The organism is Pseudoalteromonas denitrificans DSM 6059 (genome assembly GCF_900112265.1).
Taxonomy (GTDB): Bacteria; Pseudomonadota; Gammaproteobacteria; order Enterobacterales; family Alteromonadaceae; genus Pseudoalteromonas; species Pseudoalteromonas denitrificans.
The window spans coordinates 1-18594 of the sequence record NZ_FOLO01000039.1 but is presented as its reverse complement, the minus strand read 5'-3'; the positions used below and the strand labels follow the sequence as shown (position 1 = coordinate 18594).

The 18594-nt window shown below is 35.5% G+C and carries 18 protein-coding genes; 9 read left to right on the top strand and 9 right to left on the bottom strand.

Features of this window, described 5'->3' with window-relative positions; all coding sequences use genetic code 11:
• Positions 1-66: 66 nt before the first annotated feature.
• The 3 genes from BM088_RS18775 to nrtS are packed head-to-tail and all read right to left on the bottom strand — an operon-like array spanning position 67 to position 1564.
• Positions 67-402, bottom strand: coding sequence for a hypothetical protein (locus tag BM088_RS18775; protein ID WP_091988236.1), 336 nt, complete (start codon positions 400-402; stop codon positions 67-69).
• Positions 403-1311, bottom strand: coding sequence for a methyl-accepting chemotaxis protein (locus tag BM088_RS18770; RefSeq protein WP_091988233.1), 909 nt, complete (start codon positions 1309-1311; stop codon positions 403-405).
• Between the two features lie 25 nt (positions 1312-1336).
• Entirely contained in the window at positions 1337-1564 is a 228-nt protein-coding gene (gene nrtS / locus BM088_RS18765) for a nitrate/nitrite transporter NrtS (protein WP_091988231.1), read from the bottom strand.
• Between the two features lie 171 nt (positions 1565-1735).
• On the opposite strand from nrtS, the gene BM088_RS18760 reads away from it, so the two are divergent.
• From BM088_RS18760 to BM088_RS18750, 3 genes are all read left to right on the top strand, one after another.
• The gene (locus tag BM088_RS18760; protein ID WP_091988230.1) at positions 1736-1951 is read left to right on the top strand and encodes a dodecin; all 216 of its coding nucleotides are present in this window, start codon (positions 1736-1738) and stop codon (positions 1949-1951) included.
• A gap of 285 nt (positions 1952-2236) precedes the next feature.
• Positions 2237-2746: a phosphatase PAP2 family protein gene (locus BM088_RS27930; RefSeq protein WP_177208105.1), complete on the top strand. Its 510-nt coding sequence runs from the start codon at positions 2237-2239 to the stop codon at positions 2744-2746.
• A complete protein-coding gene (locus BM088_RS18750; RefSeq protein WP_091988228.1) occupies positions 2747-3766 on the top strand; it encodes an MJ1255/VC2487 family glycosyltransferase in 1020 nt (339 codons plus the stop codon).
• Between the two features lie 96 nt (positions 3767-3862).
• Here BM088_RS18750 and BM088_RS18745 read toward each other — a convergent pair whose 3' ends face one another.
• Positions 3863-5989, bottom strand: a complete 2127-nt coding sequence (locus tag BM088_RS18745) for a TonB-dependent receptor domain-containing protein (protein WP_091988226.1) — start codon at positions 5987-5989, stop codon at positions 3863-3865.
• A gap of 142 nt (positions 5990-6131) precedes the next feature.
• On the opposite strand from BM088_RS18745, the gene BM088_RS18740 reads away from it, so the two are divergent.
• From BM088_RS18740 to BM088_RS18730, 3 genes are all read left to right on the top strand, one after another.
• Complete coding sequence (locus tag BM088_RS18740) at positions 6132-7142, top strand: helix-turn-helix domain-containing protein (RefSeq protein WP_091988224.1); 1011 nt, start codon at positions 6132-6134, stop codon at positions 7140-7142.
• Positions 7143-7266: 124 nt separating this feature from the next.
• A complete protein-coding gene (locus BM088_RS18735; RefSeq protein WP_091988222.1) occupies positions 7267-9087 on the top strand; it encodes an acyl-CoA dehydrogenase C-terminal domain-containing protein in 1821 nt (606 codons plus the stop codon).
• Positions 9088-9258: 171 nt separating this feature from the next.
• Complete coding sequence (locus BM088_RS18730; protein ID WP_091988219.1) at positions 9259-9645, top strand: YkgJ family cysteine cluster protein; 387 nt, start codon at positions 9259-9261, stop codon at positions 9643-9645.
• A gap of 48 nt (positions 9646-9693) precedes the next feature.
• Here BM088_RS18730 and BM088_RS18725 read toward each other — a convergent pair whose 3' ends face one another.
• From BM088_RS18725 to BM088_RS18715, 3 genes are all read right to left on the bottom strand, one after another.
• Positions 9694-12606 (bottom strand): multiheme c-type cytochrome, encoded by a 2913-nt coding sequence (locus tag BM088_RS18725; RefSeq protein WP_091988216.1) that lies wholly within the window; start codon positions 12604-12606, stop codon positions 9694-9696.
• 114 nt (positions 12607-12720) lie between these two features.
• Positions 12721-13191 carry a hypothetical protein gene (locus BM088_RS18720; protein WP_091988212.1) on the bottom strand — a complete coding sequence of 157 codons (471 nt, stop codon included), beginning with the start codon at positions 13189-13191 and terminating at the stop codon, positions 12721-12723.
• A gap of 121 nt (positions 13192-13312) precedes the next feature.
• Entirely contained in the window at positions 13313-15343 is a 2031-nt protein-coding gene (locus tag BM088_RS18715) for a hypothetical protein (protein WP_091988209.1), read from the bottom strand.
• Positions 15344-15727: 384 nt separating this feature from the next.
• Between BM088_RS18715 and BM088_RS27320 the strand changes: the two genes are divergently transcribed.
• Positions 15728-15871 (top strand): hypothetical protein, encoded by a 144-nt coding sequence (locus BM088_RS27320; protein ID WP_177208104.1) that lies wholly within the window; start codon positions 15728-15730, stop codon positions 15869-15871.
• Positions 15872-15976: 105 nt separating this feature from the next.
• Here BM088_RS27320 and BM088_RS18710 read toward each other — a convergent pair whose 3' ends face one another.
• Complete coding sequence (locus BM088_RS18710; RefSeq protein ID WP_091988206.1) at positions 15977-16264, bottom strand: hypothetical protein; 288 nt, start codon at positions 16262-16264, stop codon at positions 15977-15979.
• Positions 16265-16412: 148 nt separating this feature from the next.
• Between BM088_RS18710 and BM088_RS27315 the strand changes: the two genes are divergently transcribed.
• Positions 16413-16565: a hypothetical protein gene (locus BM088_RS27315; RefSeq protein ID WP_177208103.1), complete on the top strand. Its 153-nt coding sequence runs from the start codon at positions 16413-16415 to the stop codon at positions 16563-16565.
• Between the two features lie 29 nt (positions 16566-16594).
• Positions 16595-18238, top strand: a complete 1644-nt coding sequence (locus BM088_RS18705; protein WP_091988203.1) for a Tle-like phospholipase domain-containing protein — start codon at positions 16595-16597, stop codon at positions 18236-18238.
• Between the two features lie 156 nt (positions 18239-18394).
• On the opposite strand, the gene BM088_RS18700 is transcribed toward BM088_RS18705, so the two are convergent.
• Positions 18395-18594, bottom strand: a 200-nt coding sequence (locus BM088_RS18700; RefSeq protein ID WP_143085115.1) for a transposase, incomplete at its 5' end; no start/stop codon positions are given.

Here is an 18594-nt window from a genome sequence, read left to right as displayed (position 1 = left end):
ATAAATTGTGTTTAAATTATAATTTAAGTTTGGGAAAAAAATGAGATTTATCAAGTAGTAAATTTATTAAATATCACTTTTTTCTAGGATGTGTATTAATTTAGAAATAGTTTGTGTATTTATCGCCCCCATTAATTCAGGGTTAGACAAAGCGTAAATTTCATCCTCAATTTTATCTGAATTGATATCTTCTCTTATATCGATAAAATCAGCCCAAAACTCAAGCTCATCGGTTGAAATTTTACTTGCAGTATAAAGTTTTAATACATGAAGAAGCATTAAAGGAGTAACTTCTATTATCGGTGCTTCATATTTTTGAGGAAATTTAACTAATTGAGAAAAAGCATCATTTTTGTTGTCATCAAATCGAACGATAGCTAATAATGCTTCTTCTTTTGTCATTTATCTACGATTATCCAAAATTAAATGGCTTACAAGTTGCTGACCTAAATCAACGTTAGTTGCAGAACCTGATAATGCTTCTCGTGTATCGTCTATCAATTGCAACATGCTGGTTTTTATTGTTTCGGAACTGCTAAGCTGCTGTTGTACTTGCTCTATAGTCGACTCAACTAAGCTAGCGCTTGAAGATGACATTGAAACGAGTTCTTGCAGACTTTCCATTGTTGTATTTGCAATATCAACACTGCCATCAATGATAGTGGTGACTTCTTTTTGTTTATCGATAATTGATGATGAAATATTCATTATTTTTTTCATCTCATTTTGAATTTGATCGGCAGATTGGTTTGCAGTGTTTGCTAGTGAACGGACTTCATCAGCAACAACGGCAAAACCTCGTCCATGTTCACCGGCTCTAGCAGCCTCAATTGCAGCATTTAGCGCTAATAAATTGGTTTGGTCAGCAATTCCTTTGATTGACTCAACTAACTGACCTATATTTCTGTTATTTTCATCTAGACTGGCAAGTAGTTCCGTAAATTCACTTATATATTGTGCTGATGTTGTTATATTTGCTGTTAAACTTTCAAGCTGTTGAATACCATTTTCAGATGTTTTTGAAGTCATTTTTGCTGATTCAAATGATTCACTTGAAGTTTGTTCAACGCCCTCTGATTGTTCAATAAAAGATTGAATAAGGCCGTAGTTATTTTCAATTTCATTTAATCTATTCGAAGATGCTACGTTTACATTTTGTGCATTCTCAGTGATTTCTTGTGCCATTTCTAAAGCGCCACTAGCCATCAAATGATCAAGTAGCTGTGCCTTTGCATTTAAATCAGCAAGCTCTTCTTGCTTTATTAATACATGTCCTTCTGGAGTTTTATCACCACCAAAAAAATTAAACATTACACGATCCTCATTTTCTACTTTGTTAATCAGTGGTATCAGAATTCATCATAGAATCTACACTGGCATAGGTTGATACACAATATGGCACACAATAAGTTAATAATATTTTAATATAATGGCTAAAGCTTAGCTCTCCATAAATTATGATATCAGCCTGATTTATTGCCACTAAAATAGTACCAACGACCATAGAAACTCTAAGTGAACGCATTGTTACGGCATTGCTCGTTGCTAAATTAAACCAGCGCATTTTAAATACTCACCGTGTCATCAATAACTTATTTGATAAACATACACGACAAATTAACTCACCGCCATAATAAATATATGCATTAACTAATTAAATTAATTATAAATATAGTCTTAAATCTGAAAATAGTTCTATATTTATAGGTAATAATTAATTTGCGAAGAATTTCAAATGTCAAATCATCATACATATAAAAAAATTGAAATGGTTGGTTCATCTGCTAACAGTATTGAAGAAGCAATTAAAAATGCAATATTTGAATGTAATAAGACAATAAATAACCTAGATTGGTTTGAAGTTGTTGAAACGAGAGGGCATATTGTTGATGGTGAAGTTGGGCATTTTCAAGTGACAATTAAAGTTGGTTTTCGTATTGAAAATAGTTGATATATAAAGGCTTAATATTGAGCCTGTTGTTATAAATGCATATCCTATAAATGTTTAATCTTTGTCATAAACACATTGATAAACATTTGTTTTCAGGGATAAAAAACATTAGGAGCAGGATGTAATGCACCTACAAAGGGCTAAACATCTTGCTTATTTTTAATATATAAATACGATTGTACTTTTATCTTCCTTATTTTTTTGTCAATTGAATTTAACCTGTTTGTCACCAAAAAGTCATCTAAAGTCCGCACTATCAAAAAAAAGATAAATAGGACGTTTTTTATGAAACTACAACATTTAGATACCATCATGTTCATGTGGTGTGTATCAGGTCATAAGAGTGCAAAGTTAGTCCCTTTTGCTAATATTACATCAAAATCAGGAGACGGATATTTACAGGTATTATTACCTTTTATTTTATTGTTAACAGATGAAGGTAAAGCGCTGTTTATTGCAACGTTAATTGCATTTCTAATTGAAAGGCCCTGTTATTTTTTATTAAAAAATACACTTAAACGAAATAGACCACCAAAAGCAATTCCTTCATTTAAAGCTAGCATCGTCGCATCTGATGAATTCAGTTTTCCATCCGGGCATACCTGCGGTGCATTTTTATTAGCTTACTTGGTTGCTCACTTTTTTCCTGTATTAAGCTTTTTCATATATTTATGGGCTGCTTTGGTCGGTATCTCCAGAGTGATCTTAGGTGTTCACTTTCCAACAGATATTCTTGCAGGTGCAAGTTTGGGTACTTTAATCGGTTTTATAACCCTTAATATTATGGTTGCTTAAATGAAAATTTTATATGGGGTGCAAGGCACGGGTAATGGTCATCTTACACGTTCTCGTATTATGGCTGAGCACTTAAAAGAGCAAGGTCTTGATGTCACTTTTTTAATTTCGGGCCGCCAAAAAAAAGACTTATTTTCAATGGACGCTTTTGGTGAATATGAACATAGACAGGGACTAACATTTATAAGTGAAAAAGGTCGGATCAATAAATTCAAAACATTAAAAAAAAATAACATCAAAAAACTTATACTAGACATTAAATCTTTAGATTTAACAGGTTATGACCTTGTCATTAATGATTTTGAGCCTATCTCTGCTTGGGCTGCAAAACAACAAGGTATAGACTCTATAGGAATAGGGCATCAATATGCATTTTTACATGATATTCCAACTGAAGGGAGCTCTTGGTTTACTCAAAATTTAATGCGTTATTTTGCACCTGTAAAGTTTCCAATAGGTTTGCATTGGCACCATTTTGATAGTCCTATTTTACCTCCTATTGTAGATGTAAAACTTCACTCTACAGATATCATCGGGAATAAGGTGTTAGTGTATTTACCTTTTGAGGATCAAAGTTATATTGTTAAGTTTTTAACTCAATTTCCACAGTATGAGTTTTATTTATATGGCCCTGGACTTCAATTCAACAACGTCAGTAATGTACATACCCGAGAACCCTGTTTGGTAGGCTTTAAAAATGATTTAATGTCATGTAAAAAAGTGATTTGTAATGCAGGGTTTGAGCTTGTTAGTGAGTGTATCCATTTAGGTATTGATGTATTAGTCAAGCCACTTGCAGGGCAGATGGAGCAAATATCAAATGCTAAAGCCCTTACTCATTTGGGGTTAGGCAGGACAATGAATTCTATAGATAAAAATCAATGTGAGTTGTTTTTAGCGAAAGATATCAATATTCATAGGGCAAACTACCCCGATGTAGCAAAATACCTTGTTGATTGGTTACAAGAAGGTAAATGGCACGAACAACAAGGCTTAGCAGATATGATTTGGAAAAGGTAAAAATACTGTAAAGACCCTGTAAATAATAAAGCCAGGCACAATGCCTGGCTTGTAGATATGTATGAATGCCTCTAATTAGTCTTAGATGTCGTAAAACTAAAATTTATATGAAGCAGTGGCTTTAATATTACGCCCTGGTTCATAATCTGTTAGGAACAAATCACCAAACCTCGGGTGCCAAGATAAGCCTGTTCTTGAAGATTGAGAGGCATAATATTCATCAAATAAATTGTCTATCCCTAATGTGATCCCTAGGCCTTTAATATTGCTTGGCGTCCAATTTAAAGAGATATTTTGAATTGTATAACTGTCTTTTGCAGTATCGATTGTTGCACCATCTAGTGAGGGAGCATGGTCTAAACTGGCTACATTCAAAATATCCCAATGTAACGTTAGCGCTAATGTTTCAAAAGCATAATCAATGTTTGCGCTGAAGGTGTCACCTTGCTCTCTATCTAATCGTGTATCTTCTAATGAAGCGTATCCAGCAAAGGCGTTTAATTCACTTTCAGATACAGAGTAACTTAATTGTATTTGTAGATTATCAAGAATATAACCAGTGTAAGCTTCAAAGCCATTCACTTGCATATCACCGACATTATCTTTATGGAGATCTCTCGGACCACCACCTGCTACTGGTGCATCATCAAAAATATAGTTTTCTAAATCCGTATTAAATACAGTGATCCCGGCTGTAAAACTGTCAGCGCCAAGTACTTGGGCTTGATAGGCAATTGCAAACTCAGTATTTAAACCTGTTTCAGCTTCTATATCTTGATTCGCTGTATCTCTAAGGCCTGCACCAGTAAAGACTTCACCCAGTTCAGGGCCTTTGAATAGTTGAGTAGAACTTAGTTTTACTACTAACTGGGCGTTGACGACATACTCAGCCGCTAAGGCAGCTGTTAACTCTGAAAATGAATTATCTACTACGGTAGAGTCTATATCATAGTCATTGTATCTAAGACCTGGTGTAATACTAAGACCATTCTCAAATGAGATTTTATCTTGAATAAATAGGGCTGAATTTGTTGCACTTTCGTCAGCAGAAGTCAGTTCATTTGTCAGAGAAAGGGAATTATAGTCAGTATCATGTCTTGATAAGTCATAACCATAAGTTAAATTATGGCTAAAATCACCATCTATAAAAGTATTGCCTAAAATATTAATACCGGTATTGTCTGCATTTCCTGTGACTTTCGCTGCCCAAGTTGCATATTGTGGGTTTATTGCCCAGCCACTTTCATCTCGATATAATTCACTTTCGTTACTAAATACAGCAACTTTTAGGACTGAATCATCAGACCAATTAAGTGTATAGTTAAGCGTTAATGTATCTCGGCTAAATTCAGTTGGCCAAACTAGAGGCACTTTTAGTGAGTCCGTGATGGCAATATCAGTTGCTGATCCCATATCAGGGCGATAGCTATAATCTCCTTCATCATGGTAAGTTTCATAACCTAGCTCAATACGTTGATTTTCACTTATGTCCCAACCAAATTTGATAAGTGCATCTTGTAATTCACCAGCAAGGCCTTTTACTTCACCATCGGTACCTGGAATTTTATCACCATTTTCATCCGTTAATTTACCACCACCTACTTCAAAGTTTTGACGGTCTACAAAGTTATAATACGCCAAAACATCAATATCATCATTTAGTTGACCAAAACCCGTGAGTGAATAACTATTAGCAGAGTTATCGGCAACTGTGGTTTGTAAACGAGCTCCAAATTGCTCATTTTCTTGTAATAATTCGCTGGCTTTTTTAGTTTCAAAACGTACAGCACCACCCAAGCCACCATTAACGACTGAGTTTGTGCCTACTTCAATATCTACTGATTTTAAAATATCAGCATGAATTTGTAAGTTACCCATATGGTGATACATATATGTATTTTGATTTGCACCATCTATTGTTACTTTTAGATCTTTATCTTCTAAGCTACGTATGGTGATCCTTTGGTTCATTGAATGTGAACCGCCTACATCGATACCAGGTATTGTTCTTAATAAATCACTTAAGTGATCCGCTTGCTTTGAGGCAATTGTTTCTTCATTAAAATATAATGATGAAGCTTTGATCTCGGTATTCCATATCTCAACATGCTCTAAATCTTTATCATCTTTAATTTCGGATTCTTTAGCGTAACTGATATTTGAGGTTAAAATGCTTGATATTAAAAGACATAGAGCGCTTTTATTAAAGCTGAGAGTAGACATGAGTTTCCCTTTATAAAATTCTAAGTGCGAATGATTATCGTTATGATACAATTGCTCTGTGTAAAAGTTTCATTTGTTTGTTATTAAATATCGTCAAATGGCTATTTAAAATCGTCATGCTTTAAATAAGGGAAATTATATCGTGCCTGATAGAGTGAAAAGTGAGCATAAAACAAAAATAAGCCAATCGTTTCTAAGCGATATGCTCAATGTTCTTCATAAAACACATCATCATACATTAGCAAAAAGTAGTACTGAGGTAATGGAAGGTTTATTGGCTTTTTCACGATTAGAGTCTGGTATTTCTGTGCATTGCAGTGATGCAATTGAAATGCAAGATATGAGCTCATCAATAGAACTACCGCCCTGTTTGAGTTTTAACTTAGTGTTTAAGGGAAAAGTTGACTTCAATTTAGGTGGGCAAACACTATTTTTAGGAAAAACATCTTTAACAGAAATTGAATGCTCTGCAATTGTGCTGAATAAACCTGAATTAATGACGCGCTTTTTAAAGCAAGGTGAGCATGTTATCAAAGTAAATGTATTTATTGAACAAACTTGGTTGAAAGCGCGGTGTAAAAATAAAAAAGACTTCGAAATTTTTGAGAGGGTTTTTTCTGATCACTTAGCACTTCATAAATGGGCCGCTTGTGATACTTTAATTAAACTCGCACAACAAATTTTACAAGCAAAAACAAAAAATGGGTTGGCGGCAGAGCTTTTAGTTGAACACAGTGCAATGCAAATTTTATGTGAATGCATTAATACATTGAGTGTGAAAGTTGAAAAGCTATATCACAGTAAAATTCAGTCAAAGGCCTGTCAGATAAAGCAAGTTAAATCATTAAAAATCCAAATTGATTCTTTATTAGAAAAACCACTTTCTTTAACTGATATTGCACTATCTTTAGGATTAAGCATTAGTACTTTGCAAAGGCGATTTAAACAAGAGTATGGCACAACAGTAGTCGATTATATAAAACAAAAACGATTGGAAAATGCTCGATCTGCTATCGTCTTTGATGGTCTGAGCATAGGTGAAGCTGCATACAAAGCCGGTTATAACCATTCTTCAAATTTTATAACGGCATTTAAAAAACGTTTTGATATTACACCGGCATCCCTTGCAAAAACACATTTCATTAATAACTGAATTTATTAAAAATTTATTTGAGATCAATCATTATGCTTATTGAGGTATGACCAGTGGTTTAGTTTGTTATAGTGAGCTAAACTGCTATGAATTGATCACGATAAGAATAATAAGGTAGGCAATTATGCAAAGTTATAAAGCACCCTTGATGGACATTAAGTTTTTATTTAATGATGTATTTGATTATTACGGACATTATCAAAAATACCCTGAGTTTGAAGACGCCACACCCGATTTAGTAGACGCTATCTTTGTTGAATGTGCCAAGTTTTGTGAAAATGAGTTATTACCACTTAATCAAACTGGTGATAAAGAAGGGTGTACATTTGATAATGGCAAAGTGATTACCCCAAAAGGTTTTAAAGAAGCCTATAACTTGTATGTTGAAGGGGGATGGCAAAGTCTATCTCATCCTATAGAACACGGTGGTCAGGGCATGCCACCATCATTAGGCATGGCAAAAGCAGAAATGATGGGAACGGCTAACTGGTCTTGGGCCATGTACCCAGGTTTAAGCCACGGCGCAATGAATACAGTACAAAGCCATGGTACAAAAGCGCAAAAAGAGTTATATCTCACTAAGCTAACAGAGGGTACATGGACAGGTACTATGTGTTTAACCGAGCCGCAATGTGGTACTGATTTAGGTCAAGTTAAAACAAAAGCCGAACCTAATGGCGACGGTACTTATAATATCTCTGGTACAAAAATATTTATCTCTGCGGGAGAGCACGACTTAACCGATAATATTATTCATATTGTATTAGCCAGGTTACCTGGTGCACCAAAAGGAACCCGAGGTATTTCATTATTTATCGTACCAAAAATGCAAGTTGATCAGTCGGGTAATATTGGTGAATTTAATAATGTGAGTTGTGGTTCTATTGAAGATAAAATGGGCATAAAAGCCTCTGCAACCGCAGTGCTAAATTTTGATAATGCCAAAGGTGTTTTAATTGGCCCTGAAAATAAAGGTTTAGAATGCATGTTCACCTTTATGAATACTGCCCGGGTGGGGACGGCATTACAAGGTGTATGTGCTTCAGAGCTTGCGTATCAAAATTCATTACTATACGCCAAAGAACGTTTATCGATGCGTTCTTTAACAGGTAAGAAATGCCCTGATAAAGTCGCCGATCCAATTATTGTACATCCTGATGTACGTAAAATGTTAATGACTCAAAAAGCCTTTAGTGAAGGTGGTAGAGCCATGATTTATTATACTGCCAAGCTGGTGGATGATATTGAAATGGCAAAAAATGAAGATGAGCGTAAGGCCGCTGACGATAGGCTTGGTTTTATTACACCTATCTTAAAAGCATTTTTAACTGAAGTGGGCACTGAGAGCGCAAATCATGGACTGCAAATTTTTGGTGGTCATGGATATATAAAAGAGTGGGGCATGGAGCAAATAGTACGTGATGTGCGTATTTCTACTTTATATGAAGGCACAACAGGTATTCAGGCGCTTGATTTATTGGGGCGAAAAATATTATTGACCCATGGCCGCTCATTAAAAGATTTCACTAAAGAAGTATTACTATTTTGTAAAGATAAAAGCATGTTGTCTAAAAATCCCCATAAACGTCAAATGAATAAATTCATTTGGCCACTGAGTAAAGGAGTGGCAAACTGGCAACAATACTCTATTCGTTTAGCTTTAAAAGCAAAGAAAAATAGAGATGTAGTGGGTTCTGCTTCGGTCGATTATTTAATGTATTCAGGTTATATAGTGATGGCTTATTTTTGGGCGCAAATGGCACAAAGTGCTTATGAAAAATTAGCGGGTGATGTTGAAAATCGTGATTTTTATCGTTCAAAAATAAAAACGGCAGAGTTTTACTTTGACCGTATCTTACCCAGAACAAAATCCTTAGCCGCGACTATGATGGCGGATCCAAAAACTTTGATGCAACTTGATGAAGAGTTATTAAGCTTTTTATAATCGCTATTATTAGTCTCATTTATTGTTAAAAAATGATTGAAAATAAACCGCATTATTTTATGCGGCTTATTTTTATTTACCAGTAAATAAATATCCCCCATTTTAAAAGATATAAAAATACGCATTCTGCTATCATCTATCTTATAAGCAAAGTATTAGAATTAAAGCCCTATGAAAGAATGTACCCAATGTGGTAAATGTTGCATTAACTATAGTAATGGCAGGTTAGCTGCAAGCGCTGATGAAATAGAACTATGGAGGGACTTTAATCCTGAAATTTATACTTATGTTAACAACGGAAATATTTGGTGCGATCCTACCACAGGTAAACAACTTGAGTTATGCCCATTTCTAAATGAAAATCCTGATACCCATAAATATACCTGTGATATCTACCTCGATAGACCTGAAGATTGCAGACATTACCCTACGATGATCAGTGAAATGATCCGTGATGAATGTGAAATGATTGAAATTCAAGACGTCACTCACCCTAAACGCGCACAAAAAAAACTCGACAAGTTAATGGCCGATAGTAGACCCGCTTTTGGCTCTTAGATGTGGCTTCCATGCCACATTATTTAGTCTCATATAGGGAGTTATGGGTTAGTTTAAATAAGTTTTAACCACTTTATTTAATTCAATCACCTCTGGCTCTGGAATTTTTTCATCAGGGTATGCAGCTCTTACTTTGTCTGTTAAATCTTTAGCAAATACCTGATATAACACTCGGGTAGATACTGTAATTGGATATTGTATGTTTACAGGCAACTCAAACGATTCACTACGCGTTTCACCCGATTTAAGACGTGTATCTTTCCCTATTTTAAAATAACGCCAAAACTTAAGACCAACAGGTTTGTTGTTTTTATCAACGCCAATTTTAATAAACTTACGTGCATTTTTTGGTATATGACCATTTTGCATGACGCCACTGGTGAATACTTGTTTGCCATTGTTGTCAGTTGCGATAATTTCTAGCCAAACTTGTCGCCTTGCGCCACCTGGCATATCGTGACCAGAGTTTGCATTGGTTATAAGTGCGGTAAAATCAGCTCCTTTCTTTGCTACTTCTAGAGTCAATGCCGTTTTTAGTATATCTATGCTTATTTTTTTATGTTCAGGACTGCGCATACCCGTAAAGTAATAGTTACCACCGGCAAAATGATGTGAACGCATATTGTTTTTAACTGGGCCATCATTGGTAGACTGACCTGCAACTTTATTATCAAAGTCAGTGACATCTTGTGTCATATGACAATCTATACAGGTTTTATGTTGCGTCGGATCATCTGGTGCATTAAAAGGTGAAGCGAGCCATTCACCAAAATTGTCATTCACATTTGCACCTGGGCCAGTTGTAAATTCATTATGACACGTGGCGCAGTATAATGAACTTTGATACAGCTCAGGGTTTGAATAAGAGTCTTTATGCGCTTGTGGGGATGCATTAATTTGTTTTTGGCTTAACCAATTTAAAAAGAAACGACTGGTATCTTCAAAAATATAGCTTTGTCTGTCTTTAATATTCACTGTTAAATCTGTATTACCACCGGCGTTTTCAGCTTTAGTGATCCTATGGCAAAAGACACATCCAGTACCGCGCTCACTGACCGATTTACCATGAGCATAAGCAGTATTAAGTGAATTGGCTTTCTTATCCCACATATCACCAAACTCAGATAATGATTTATTATCTTTGTTTATTATCATTTGTGGTGCATGACAACCTCGACACAGTATTCTGAACTCTTCACCTTCTTCTTTAGCTGCAAAGTCTTCTTGAAAACGATAAAAAGGGTGATCCATATTCATGCCATGGTTTGAGTCAGCCCATTGGTCGTAAATGGTCGTATGACAGTCTTTACATTGTGCTGAGTTTATCCACTCATCTGGATGGGTATACTTTTTATCATCATCTAGTCGTAACCAAGTTGAAAGGTAAGGTAGGTTTTCTCTTGCTTTAACATAGGTATTGAGTGCCGACATCATTTTGGCTGCTTCTACAGGTATTGAAAATAAATCAACCGGTTTGGATTTATCGTTAGTTGTATCTGCTCCCATGCCGCCTTGGGTTTTTTGTATAATATCAACATAAGCTGTGATTGGGTCGCCAGCTATCATTTTAACCACATCAATATGCCCCGTTGTGGCATTTTCAAACTTGTTTTTTAAACCTGCTTTCATTAATTGTTTGTTAGTAAAGTTAAAACCGTCAAAATGACAGGAGTTACAGCTCATCCAAAAATCACCTGCCATAGGATATTTTTGATTATCGGCTGTATTCGCTGAGTTAAATAAGGTTTTACCCAGTCGCATTTGTTTGGTTAAAGGGTCTTTGGTGACTAAATTGGCAAAGCTGGCTTTTTTTAATTTTACTTTAGCAAAAGGCCCTACGGCACCGGTATCAAATTTTGCGATATCCAGAGACATGGCATTTTGGACATATAACTGTCGGCCATCAATGAGTAAACCTTTGGGGTTATCACCGGGTACATTTCTATAAATTTGTGTTGCTTTAACGCCGCCTTGTTGTTTTTTACGGCGATGGCGTCTTTTCTTTTTCTTTTTGTTATTTTGACGAGACAAGTCAAATACCATTAAATCTTCAGAGCCTGCCAAAGTAATAATGATTTTTTTACCATCTTGCGTAAAAGCACCGTCGTGGGGGTTAGATACAATGCGTACTTTATTACCACTTTCAATAATATTTATTTGTTTGAATAACTGTTTGCGTTCTTGGGTGATCTCTTGTTCTTTACCCAGTGTTAAATCAAGAATTGAAATACTTGGAAAGACACTTGATTGAAATTGAAAGTCATGACCAAATGACCATAAAACATGCGGTAACCAAGCCCTTGAACCATCAGGACTAATAACTATGTTATCTAATAACCTTGGTTGCCCTTGTGGCACTGACTTTACATTATTTTTAGGTGTATCTATCAGTCGAATGACTTTTACCAATTTTGGCAATATAGCTTGTGTATTAAAAAGTGATACTTGCCCTGAAAGAGAGTGGGTGACTAATAATCTGTTATCATCTGTTAATGCAAGGCCTCTAGGTGTCTCTTCAGTTTTGATTTCATTTATTATTTCGCCAGTTAATGAAATGATGAGTAACTTGCTTTGTTCAAAACTAGTGACATAAAACTGTTTGTTTTTATCGTCAAATACGACACCAAAGGGTCGAGAAGGCACCTTGGTAATGGTTTTAACCTTTAATGTTTTTGCATCAAGTAAAATAACTTGGTCATTTAAATAATCTGTTGCCAGCAATAACTGCGCATCAGTACTTAATGCAATACGGCGAATATCGCGACCTATGGTTTTTTCAATTAATATATCACCTGAAATACGGTCTAAAATGCTGATACTACCAGTATCAAAATTAGCACTGATAATTTTTGTTTTATCAGCGTTAAATAAAAGAGAGTTACTTTTTTCTATTGCCATGCTTGATTGGCTATAAAAATGAATGACTAAAAGAAATAAGAATATGAGAGGGCTTTTAAACATCGTATGCCTTAATACTAACTGCAATCAATGAAATTATTTCATTGATTTTGAAACAAAAATTCAAGCTTTTATTTTACTTAAAAAATTGATTTATTTATATGTTTTTCATCAATATTATTTGAATTTAAGAATACTCCAGCGTAAAGCATGTCTAAATACTAAAGGGGCTAAAACCCATGAAGAATAAAAGTGTACATCTTGAATAAGTAAGCCAAGCGCATTGCCTGTATTACCATAAAAAAACAAATAAAATCCACTCAATGAACAAAGACCTAATAACCACTCTATTATGGTGCCTGTTTGGCGTAAAAAGGTTTTATTACTTTTGGTTAATAAATTACGATGTGAGCTCCAAAAAGCGCCCACAATAAAACTAAATAAAGTTAATCCAATAAACATATGTGTAAGTAAAACAAAGCGCTCTACTTGCCAATTAATGCTAATGCTATCCCACAGTAATAACCCAGTTACAAACATAAAGTACATTAAAAATTCTGCAGATTTATGACGATAAGCAAGCTTTTGCCACCAAGCAGTTATAAAACCAAAAACGGGATTTTGAGTAGAAACGGTTGCTGTTGTCATATATGCGTGTGCCTTATTGTACTTTGCTTAAAATGCCTAGGGCGTATTGATCTTTGTTTCAAAATCAATACGCCCTAAAGTCATAAGTATTTTATGACCATGTTAGTTTAAAAAGTAGTTGTTATTTTATGCTCACTTTATTTGCCATTGTGGTGGCTGTTCCAAATTTACCCCCTGCGCCAATTATTTGATGCACACCATCTTGATCAATATCGGTAGATGCATTGCCTTTAACTTGAATTTCACCCGTATCACCAATAGGTTCTGCTAATTGCATGGCACCATTTACAACAGTTTTAAACCAAGATACATATCTGTCGGTTAATGCTTGTACTTCAAGAGCAGGTTCATTTTCACCTTCTTGGTTTCTTAGATGTAAAATTGCTTCACGTAAACCGCCAGAAATAGCTGCCTGTGTATAAGGTGTATGCATTGTTGCTTTACCAGGTGTACTTGCCCAAGTATTAATGTTTTTATCAAACATGGTTTTTTCTATGTTTAAGTACACTTTACGGGCTGCATTTTTGTATTTTACATCTTTAGTTGCTAAAAATGCCGATACTAAACCTCGTATTGCTGCAAATTGTGTATCAAGAGAATGCGATTTATTTAGCTTTAATTGATTGCCTAAAGTTACACCATCAGAGACTAAACCTTTATCATTAATAAGGTGATTTAGCATAAAGTCAGCTTGTGATGAAATCATCGTTAATGCCAACTTGCCCTCTGATGTTTTTAAGTTTACGGAGCCTGAGTCGGCAGAAGCATAACCAACAGGTAGAGCATCTTTTGCACGTTGATAAATAGATAAAGCCACAATTGAATAGGCGGCGTCATAAGTATTTACATTATTGCCTTGAACAAAGCTTGAGCCAGACTTTTTATATTCAGTAATAAACGTGCCGTATTGTGTATTAAAATGCAGTGCATTGAGATTGTTAAATACTAAGTTTGAAATGTTATTGGCAAGTGAAAATGCATCATTTGCAGAAACATCATTTTGATTATTTGTATCTGTATTTTTATTGGGTGCAGAGGCAAAAGGGGTGCCATCAAATACTGCAAGCATAGCTGGGTTTTGACTTGTATTAGCTTGTCTTTGATCGGTAAAAGCAAAAAATTCAGCCAAAGGCCATAACATTTGCCACGTATCACGTAGCTGTGATGATGGGTTAGAAACGGTGAGCCCAGTAACTGAATTAACACCATTTTGAGTACCTTGTTTTACAGCTACTTTATTGGCAAACCAAATTGGTTGCTTCTTCGCATTATATGACGGTGTAAACTTAACGCCTAAATTTTTGCCATCAAAGCCAAGTTGTTCTTGCATAAAAAGTAATTTATCAATCGACATTTCAGTTAGCATCATGCCATTAAAACCATCTGCAGCAGAAACACCTAAACTGTGAATGCCATCTTGATCCATGGTTTTAGATTTTGCTTCTACTTCTTCATCTGTTTTGGTGGTATGCATACCACCTAAGAAGTCTTGTGACCACATGACTTCTTTTAAAAATATACCGCCAATTGCTGCTGGGTTAAAAGACTTATCGAAGGTTGTTTCATCCCAAGCTAAGGTTTTATAATCATGTACGTAGGCTGGAGTAAGCGTAGTGACGATTTTATCTTGCCCTTGAGCCGTGGTGATTTCAAATTCTTCACCTAATGTTGTTTTAGTATCTACTTGTTGTGCAAACTCCGGGCTACCTGAAACATAAGGCAAAGATAGCGGATACATATTAATAGCCACTTCACTTATATCTAAACCAACAGCATTGGCCATATCTTTAATGCGGGCATTTAAATGCGTGTGTTTACCACCTCGAAGAGCATTCAATGGGCCATTCACTAAATGAACCCCCATAGTAGACTGATAATTTAGAGCATACATTGCTTCTTCTGAGTATTCATAGCTTGAAATTCCCGCAGAAAAATCAAAGGAGGTAGGAATATTGGCTGCATTAGGGTCTAATATATCTAGATCAAGCCCCAGTGCTTCGGCTAAAGGTTCACCTGATAATTCAAATTCGGTATATGCTAATAAGTTACTGGCTGGATAATGTGTTTTGTCTAAAACTTTTACTTCAGCTGCAATGACACTGGTTGATAAAACTGCCGTGGCAATTGCAATATTAAGAATTGATTTTTTCACTATTGATCCTTTTATTGAGCATATTTTTTAGATGTGTTTTTTTACCGCTTCTTTTTACAAACAAGATGATATCTGATTTTTATACTAATAAAAAGAAATGAGATTAATTCTTGTTTGTATTGTTGATTCAGATCAGGTTTACAGGGCTTTTGAGCGTAAATTATGCTGCTAAAATGTAAGTATTTGATGGCTAATTTTTGTATGTTTATTTGATTTTAGTTATAAAAATGTGACATGTAAATTGTGGACATTGAAGCTCTGTAGAACGTTCTATTAATAGTTTCTTATTTAATTCAACAAGGTACGTGTGAATTGCAGTTGACTTATTAGGTACCTTATGGAAAAGTTATGTTTTTATTTTAAGGAAAAACGAAGGGAAATATCATGAAAATTAAATTAAACAAAAAGAAACTTAAGAACCTATCTAAAGATACTCAGTCACTGCCAGTTAATATGACGCCGCAGATTGCAGGTGGAAATACCATTGGTCATTCACAAGGCAGTCCTTTTAAGTGTGTAAAGTATTAAGCTTATAAACCTTCTTTGAAGATTGATTCATTTTAAAAAGCCGTTTTAATATATATAGTATAGCGAACGGCTTTTTTTATAATTAAATTATTGTTAGAGAAACAATTAAATAAATTTATATAATACAGCGCCATAATCTAGGTAATAGTTATGCTGATATTGTATGTTTAAACATTTCATTTCAACCAACAAAGAATGTTTAAAGGGGATTACCTGGTTATTTGCAGCTGCTTGGTCTGCTGTCATAAGGATATATCTACCTCCTACCCATTTGGCAGGTCCGGCTATCAATCTCGCAGGACTACGTGAACCATTAATATCAGTCATAGTATATTGATGGTTAATGCCATCGAGTGTGACATCAACTTCACAAGATTTTGCTTTAGGCGTCATTAAACCTGCAAAATATCCTGCTCTGTTGTTTATTTCAACAATTTTAGTTTTTTGGTTACTGTTAAGTCTTTGCGAGTATGAGGGAAGAGGAGAGTCATTTTCATCACCTGCATAATAACGATTATAAAATCTAATGTTATAACTATCAGTGCCACTAACTGTATTGTTTGAATTTATAATTGTTTCACCTGAAAATACAGTCTCGTTAGTAGTAAAAGGTGTTAAAGCAGCTAATTTAGTTTTTATGTCTATTTCAGAGCTTGCTGGTACTAATTTATTACTTCAGGGCGTTCAATATTAGAAGTACCGCTTAATTATGCTTATGATGCGTTGGGTAATTTAACCATTAAGTCTGATTACGCCAGCCAATACTTATATGGTAATAAAGAGCGAAGTGCGGGCGGTAAAGCAGGACCCAGTGCCGTACGCCAGTTAATACTCAACTCAGGTGCCACGGCTGATTTAAAGTACGATAATAACGGAAACTTAACCAACTCAACCGATGGCGGCTTAAGCATTGATTATAATGCAGCCATGAAACCAACGGGTATTAGCCGTAATGGTAATGAATTGGCCTTTAAATATGATGTAAATGAGCAACGCTTTTTACAAATAAGCGGCGCTGTTGGCAATAAGGTCACTAAGATTTATGCGGGTAATTATGAGCTTGAACTTAAAGCCGATGGTACTCGGGTACAAAAAGCCTACATTGGCCAGCACAGTATCATTAGCACCGAGGCGAACCAACCGCGCATTGTGCATACCAGTGTTGACCGTTTAGGCTCGGTCACAAGCTTAACCAATGATGATAAGTCACTGACAGCTGGCAGCAGTCAAAATGATTTGTTAATACAGCGCCGTGCTTACGACATTTTTGGTCGTGCATTTGAAGCCTACAGTAATTCTAGTCAGCCATTTTCAGAACTCTCTATTTTTGAGGTGACCAAAAAAGGTTTTACCAACCACGAACATTTACCAGATGTGGGTTTAATTCACATGAATGGTCGGGGATACGATCCATTATTGGGCCGTTTCTTATCGGTTGACCCTTTTATTCAAAGTCCGACCAATACGCAATCGGTTAATCCGTATACTTATATCTTTAATAATCCATTGTCGGGAACAGATCCGACAGGGTATAAAAGTAAAGATAATGATGTAAAAGAAAATGATGATAAAAAGCCTAAAGAGCCAAAAGAAAAATGCATGCAGTCAATTTCTAAGGTATGTAGTAAGCTTGGTAGTGGGGGTGTTCATTTCAAAAATTCAGCAAATGGAAAAGGTAAAAATAAAGAAGAGTTTTCTGCGGGAAAGCCTAATGAAGGGGGGAGTGTTGTTGACAAAGATATGGCGAATTTAAGTAAATGTGTTTATGGTGGTGAATGTGAGATGCCTGAAGGTTGGTCAAAATTAACCGATGACACATTGGCTATTGGAGGTGTCGATCCGTCATTGTTGATAAATGAAGATACAGGTTTCCAAGCTGCTGTATATTATAATAGTGATACCAAGGCATATGCGCTTGCGTTTGCAGGGACAGACCCAAATCATACGGGAGACATAATAGCAAATGTTCATCAAGGGACTGGCTTTCCAAGTGCACAATATGAACAAGCAGTACAGCTGGCTAGCGCGGTGAAAGGTTTCGTTGGTCCAAATAGGAGCCTAACATATGTAGGACATTCGTTAGGCGGTGGCTTAGCTAGTGCGGCTTCTCTTCTTACTTTGCGACAAGCTATAACTTTTAATGCTGCAGGTCTTCATGGTAATACCACTGCAAGGTATAGCATTCCAGTAGGAAGAGCTAAGGACTTTATCAAGGCATATTATGTCAAAGGCGAACTTTTAAGTTCTGTTCAAGACTCTCTGTCTGCTTTTCCTAGGGCCGTAGGTTCTAGAATTCCATTAACGCCAGTAGGGAATGCAAGTTCATTTCAGCGTCATGATGTTGACGAAGTAATTAAGGCTATGTAGAGGAATATATTCTGATGTATTTTAAAAGACTCATGTTATTAAGTTTAGTTTTTTTTACTATTAAAAGTACTGCTAGTAGTGGGCCTGAACTTTCGATTCTAAATAAGTATTTTAATGATGAAATAAATAAACTTGTTACTAGGGGCTGTTGATCTTTCACATTGGCAGCCAAATCATTGCACACGCCAGTGCTAGCATACTTTCAAACTGTAACTTTAATTTATCATATCTTGTAGCTATAGCACGGAAGTGTTTCAGTCTTGCAAATGCATTTTCAACTAAGTGCCTATATTTATATAAGCACCAATCTATATCTCCATTACCCGTTTTTGAGTTCTGCTTTCTGGGGATCACAG